The organism is Chryseobacterium sp. (genome assembly GCF_041914225.1).
In the GTDB taxonomy this organism is placed as follows: domain Bacteria; phylum Bacteroidota; class Bacteroidia; order Flavobacteriales; family Weeksellaceae; genus Chryseobacterium.
The window spans coordinates 1-5453 of sequence record NZ_JAYSDT010000093.1 but is presented as its reverse complement, the minus strand read 5'-3'; the positions used below and the strand labels follow the sequence as shown (position 1 = coordinate 5453).

The following is a 5453-nucleotide window of genomic DNA, read 5'->3' as shown; positions in this document are numbered from 1 at the left end:
TATGAAATCAAAATCGGATAGTTTACTAATTTCCCTTTACCAAAAAGGAGACGAGGGCGCATTATCAACCCTCATTCACCGACATCAGAGAGAACTGTTTACATTCATTTTTTACAAAATTAATGATGAAGATTTAGCCAACGATATCTTTCAGGATACGTTCATGAAGATTATTGTGATGCTAAAAGAAGGGCGCTATAACGAAGAAGGTAAATTTATTCTTTGGGCGAAAAGAATTTCACACAATTTAATCATCGATCATTTCAGGTCAAAAGCCAAGAATATCAAAGTTTCAGAAACTACTTTTGAAACAGATGAGTATTCTATTTTTGATTTAATCAGAGAACCTTCAGAGAATATTGAAGATCAGCTTGTGACCAACCAGATTCAGGAGGACCTTCTGAAGATGTTACAGTTTTTGCCCCAAAACCAGCAGGAGGTAATAAAACTGAGGTTTTTTGATGGTTTGAGTTTCAAAGAAATTGCAGACCATACGGAGATGAGCATTAATACAACTTTAGGCAGAGTAAGATATGCTTTGATAAACCTGAGAAAAATCATGGATGAAAATAATATAATATTGACCAGGTAGAATAATATTTCAAATAAATTCACGTTTTAAAGAAAAACATACTTCGCCTATGAAAAAAAATGATTCTTTAAAAGTGAAAACTTTGAAACCTAAGAAACAAACAATCGATTTTTTGCTCAACTTTTCTAAAAGCCTTGAAATTGTCAAAAGCAAGAATTACCCTGTCTCGAAAAATTAAAATTACTAACTTTGTGCTGTATGAAAATGCAGCACGTTTTTTTTGACCTGGACAATACGCTCTGGGATCATCGCAGAAATGCCTATCTTACCATCAAAGACCTTTTTGAAAAGCAGGAAATCAATTCGAAGTATCATATTGACTTTGAAGAATTTCATTCTGTTTATCATGATATCAACGAAGAATTATGGGAAAAGATCAGAGACGGGATTATTGGCGAAGAGTTTTTGAGAGAACACCGTTTTTATGACTCATTCAAACATTTCGGAATAGATAATAAAGAGCTTGCCCTTTATTTTGAAGAAAACTTCCTTGATAATATTGTGAGTTATAATGAACTGGTAGAAGGAGCAGAAGATGTTCTGGAATATCTGAAAGCGAAGAATTATACATTACACATCATTTCCAACGGATTTCAGGAGGTGACAGAAAGGAAATGTACCCTTTCCGGAATCGCCCCTTATTTTAAAACAATTACCAGTGCAGATTCTGTAGGGGTAAGAAAACCTAATCCAAGGATTTTTGAATATTCGCTGGGGCTTTCTGAGGCAAAAAAAGAGGAAAGTATCCTGATCGGTGACGATTGGATTGCAGATGCAATGGGTGCTGCAGATTTCGGAATGGACGTTATTTTCTTCGATGTATATAAAGAAGATAAACAGAGAGAGGGGTTAAAATCCATCACCCATCTTCAGCAGATTAAGGAATACTTATAAAGTGTAAGACAAAAAAGTCTACAGTATAAAAGCCATTAAGATCATCTTAATGGCTTTTTTGTTTTTGAATGTTTTCTAAGAATCAATCCAAGCATCTGTGGTCAAATTTAAACTTTACCTTATTTAATTTTTTACCTAAATAATTTTCCCAATTCTTTCCCAAATTGATGGTGAACTTTGCTCCAGAATAATAACAAAAAATGTAATCATATGAAAAATGTAAAGAAAATCACAGGAGTATTGATGATCATGTTTTTATTGATGGGAAACTTTATTTCTGCACAGGATAGAGCAATCTCTCCCAATCATTTGCCGAAAACAGCGAAAAACTTTCTTGCTGCCCATTTCAAAGGAATACCTGTAAACTCAGCCATAGAAGACCGGGAAATCTATGGAGTGGATGAATACAAAGTATATCTGACCAATGGAATGAAAATGGAATTCGACAGAAGCGGAAACTGGAAAGAAGTAGATGGCAAGCACCAGAAAATTCCGTATGGTTTTATTCCGGCATCAATCAGAAATTACAGCACGAAGAATTTCCCCAATACTTACATCACCAAAATAGAAAAGAAAAGATGGTCTTATAAAGCAGAGCTTTCCAATGGACTGGAACTTGAATTCGACAGGAACGGGAACTTCAAAAAAATTGATGATTAATACTAACACCAAACACTAAATTTTAATATTATGGTCAACTGGGATATAATAAACAATAACGGAAGAATGATTTCTTCTGCTCAGATCAGAAAGAATATAGTTTCATTTATGACAAGGAATCATCCCTGCAGCATCATTGATTCTATTGAAAAAAAATACAATGCCTACAAAATTCATTTGATGAATGGTCTCTGTCTTGTTTTTGATGCAGACGGTCGCTTTGTTAAGTAAGAAAGTTGGAGGCAGGAAGTTAAATGAAACGGCATAGATTGATGGGAGCCTGAATAACTTCCGGCTTCTCACTTCAATCTTCCAGCTTTTAATTTCCTATATTTGGTATAAGTTAACCATGCAGCAGAGTAAATAGATCCAGAAATATGAAGATTTTAATAATAGAAGATGAGCCTGAACTGAAAGATACCGTACAGAAGTTTCTGGAAGCAGAGCATTTCATTGTGGAATACGCAGAGAATTACAGTGCCGGGCTGGAAAAAATTATTTCTTACGAATACGACTGTATTTTACTCGATATTATGCTGCCTGACGGAAATGGGATAGATCTGCTGAAGGAGATCAAGAAAATGCATAAGAAAGATCCGGTGATCATCCTTTCTGCCAAAGACTCTGTGGATGATAAGGTATCGGGATTGGAAATAGGAGCTGATGATTATCTGGCAAAGCCTTTTCACCTTGCAGAGCTCATGGCCAGAATCAAATCTGTGATCAGAAGAAAAAATCAGGACGGAGAAAATATCATCCGTTACAAAAATATAAGCATTGATCCGGAGAGCAGAATTGTGAAAGTAGGGAATGAAGAACTTGTTCTCAACCGTAAAGAATATGATCTTTTGTATTATTTTGTGATTCATCCGGAGAAAACTTTACAGAAAACAACTTTGGCAGAAGCCATTTGGGGAGATTATATCGACCAGGCAGACTGTCTCGATTTTATTTATTCCCAAATTAAAAATCTTCGTAAAAAATTGAAAACCCTCCATGCAGAAGCAGATTTCCAGGCTGTATACGGAATAGGATATAAATTGATCTGATGAAGACCTCATTAAAATATTACACCATAAAATACCTGATCATGATTCTGCTGCTGATTATAGCCGTATGGGCAGGTCTTTTTTATGCCTATATCCTGGATGAAGTACATGATAATGTAGATGATGGTTTAAGGGACCGGAAAATACAGATTATCAAAGCGGTTTATCTTAATCCGCAGCTGTTGAGGAATAACGAGTTTGGATTCAATGAATTTAAAATCAACCCTATTAAAGCTGAAGAATACCAAAACAAAAGCAGGCTTTACAACAAGATGTACTACATGGAGTATGATGATAAAGACCAGCCTTACAGGGTTCTGGAAGCAGATTTTATGGATCAGTTCAAAGGTCATCAGCGGCTTGTTATAAGAACTTCAACGGTGGAGGAAGATGAATTGATATACGATCTTACTACTGCCCTGATCGTGCTTTTATATCCTTTTGGTGATAAGCATTGTGGTAGTTAACGGATATCTGTTGAATAAGGCGATGAGACCTTTCTATCAGATTCTGGATAAGCTTAAAAAATATCAGTTTGGGATTCCTTTTTCCCGGGAAAAGTACAATTACAAGATCACTGAGTTTGAAGAATTAAACAAAGAAATCAATGAAATGATTGAACGTAATGAGCTTGTTTTCTATCAGCAGAAGCAGTTTATTGAAAATGCATCTCATGAACTTCAGATTCCTTTGGCTATTGTGATTAATAAAATTGATCTCATGATCCAGAATGATGATCTGGATAAAAAGAACCTTACTTTTCTTACCGGAGTGAAGAATGACCTGAGAAGGATGGTGGGTTTAAATAAATCCTTATTAATGCTTTCCAAAATTGAAAACAGTCAGTTTAACAAAACTTCAGACGTTGATTTTAACGGAATGATTACCCAGCTGGTTCAGAATTACGAAGATTTTATCGCTTTTAAAAAAGTAGCGGTCAGTATCATTGAAAAAGGAAAATTTATAGCCGATTTCAATCAGGATCTGGCGGATATTCTGCTGTCTAATCTTCTTAAGAATGCAGTTAAATACAATAATGAAGAAGGAGCACTAAACATTATCGTTGAAAACAACAGAATAACATTTCAAAACAGTGGCAGCTCTGTGCCGCTGGATTCAACAAGGATATTTAACAGGTTCTATAAACAGGGTTCAGATCATACTTCTACCGGATTGGGGCTGTCTATCATTAAGACCATTATCAGGCAGTATCCGGGATGGGAGATTAACTATGAATATGCAGATCATATGCATTACTTTATTCTGACAAAGAATAACGGACGTTAAAAGTTGTAATTTATATTAATAGAGAAAGAGGCTGTCTCAAAAGTCAATTATTGACTTTTGTCATTCTGACGAAGGAAGAATCTTATTGATATCAGATATATTAGATTCTTCACTACATTTCATTTCGTTTAGAATGACACTTTTGAGATAGCCTCTTTTTTATGTCTACAATTTAGCATTAAAATCCTAGGCTTGTTCTTACTCTTTTAAGAGTTTCCTGAGCAATAGGTCTGGTTTTCTCGGCTCCCTGCTGAAGCTTTGCTTCAAGCTCATCAAGATTGTTCATATAATAATTGAACGTTTCTCTTTCCTTCTCAAAACGTACCAGAATCAGATCCAGCAATTCCTTTTTAGCATGTCCGTATCCGAAGTTTCCGGCAAGATACTTGGCTCTTAATTCCTCGGTTTGTTCAGGAGTAGCAATCAGCTGGTAAATGGCAAAAACTTTATCCGTTTCAGGATCTTTAGGGTCTTCTAAAGCTTTTGAATCCGTTTCAATGCTCATCACCTGTTTTTTAAGTTCCTTTTCAGGTAAGAAAATATTGATGATATTCCCTCTGGATTTTGACATTTTCTGACCGTCTGTCCCGGGAACATATTTGGTGTCTTCCTGAAGTTCAGACTGTGGCAATACAAGAACTTCACCCATCTGATTGTTGAACCTTGACGCGACATCTCTGGCGAACTCCAGGTGCTGAAGCTGATCTTTTCCAACAGGAACAATCTCTGCATCATACAGCAAAATATCCGCAGCCATCAGAATAGGGTAAGTAAACAACCCTGCATTCACATCCTGAAGTCTGTCTGCCTTATCCTTGAATGAATGGGCCAATGTTAATCTTTGATAAGGGAAAAAACATGATAAATGCCAAGAAAGTTCACAGGTTTCAGCGATATCGCTTTGTCTGTAGAAATATGTTTTTTCAGTATCCAGCCCACAAGCAAGCCAAGCCGCAGCAATCTCGTAGGTA

The 5453-nt window shown here is 35.9% G+C and carries 7 protein-coding genes and 1 pseudogene; 7 read left to right on the top strand and 1 reads right to left on the bottom strand.

What is annotated here, in order from left to right; all coding sequences use genetic code 11:
- Position 1 precedes the first annotated feature (1 nt).
- The 7 genes and pseudogenes from ACE3RB_RS19655 (at position 2) to ACE3RB_RS19625 (ending at position 4482) form a co-directional block, all read left to right on the top strand.
- Positions 2 to 592 carry an RNA polymerase sigma factor gene (locus ACE3RB_RS19655; protein WP_002983793.1) on the top strand — a complete coding sequence of 197 codons (591 nt, stop codon included), beginning with the start codon at positions 2 to 4 and terminating at the stop codon, positions 590 to 592.
- Positions 593 to 790: 198 nt separating this feature from the next.
- Positions 791 to 1486 carry a YjjG family noncanonical pyrimidine nucleotidase gene (locus ACE3RB_RS19650; RefSeq protein ID WP_374465758.1) on the top strand — a complete coding sequence of 232 codons (696 nt, stop codon included), beginning with the start codon at positions 791 to 793 and terminating at the stop codon, positions 1484 to 1486.
- A gap of 210 nt (positions 1487 to 1696) precedes the next feature.
- Positions 1697 to 2146 (top strand): PepSY-like domain-containing protein, encoded by a 450-nt coding sequence (locus tag ACE3RB_RS19645; protein WP_374465757.1) that lies wholly within the window; start codon positions 1697 to 1699, stop codon positions 2144 to 2146.
- A 24-nt stretch (positions 2147 to 2170) separates the two neighbouring features.
- Positions 2171 to 2377: pseudogene (locus ACE3RB_RS19640) on the top strand (PepSY-like domain-containing protein); the annotation flags it as partial.
- A gap of 146 nt (positions 2378 to 2523) precedes the next feature.
- A complete protein-coding gene (locus tag ACE3RB_RS19635) occupies positions 2524 to 3195 on the top strand; it encodes a response regulator transcription factor (protein ID WP_374465756.1) in 672 nt (223 codons plus the stop codon).
- On the top strand, positions 3195 to 3662 hold the full coding sequence (locus ACE3RB_RS19630) for a hypothetical protein (protein WP_374465755.1): 468 nt from the start codon (positions 3195 to 3197) through the stop codon (positions 3660 to 3662). The genes ACE3RB_RS19635 and ACE3RB_RS19630 overlap by 1 nt, the downstream gene beginning before the upstream one ends.
- Positions 3640 to 4482, top strand: coding sequence for a sensor histidine kinase (locus ACE3RB_RS19625; protein WP_374465754.1), 843 nt, complete (start codon positions 3640 to 3642; stop codon positions 4480 to 4482). The genes ACE3RB_RS19630 and ACE3RB_RS19625 overlap by 23 nt, the downstream gene beginning before the upstream one ends.
- A gap of 178 nt (positions 4483 to 4660) precedes the next feature.
- Here ACE3RB_RS19625 and trpS read toward each other — a convergent pair.
- Positions 4661 to 5453 (bottom strand): tryptophan--tRNA ligase (gene trpS, locus ACE3RB_RS19620; protein ID WP_374465753.1); only part of this gene is annotated, 793 nt, incomplete at its 5' end.

Excerpts from the sequence above, each read along its gene's own strand:
- ACE3RB_RS19650 (WP_374465758.1), top strand. The coding sequence starts at position 791 with ATGAAAATGCAGCACGTTTTTTTTGACCTGGACAATACGCTCTGGGAT.
- ACE3RB_RS19630 (WP_374465755.1), top strand. The coding sequence starts at position 3,195 with ATGAAGACCTCATTAAAATATTACACCATAAAATACCTGATCATGATT.
- ACE3RB_RS19635 (WP_374465756.1), top strand. The coding sequence starts at position 2,524 with ATGAAGATTTTAATAATAGAAGATGAGCCTGAACTGAAAGATACCGTA.
- ACE3RB_RS19655 (WP_002983793.1), top strand. The coding sequence starts at position 2 with ATGAAATCAAAATCGGATAGTTTACTAATTTCCCTTTACCAAAAAGGA.
- ACE3RB_RS19645 (WP_374465757.1), top strand. The coding sequence starts at position 1,697 with ATGAAAAATGTAAAGAAAATCACAGGAGTATTGATGATCATGTTTTTA.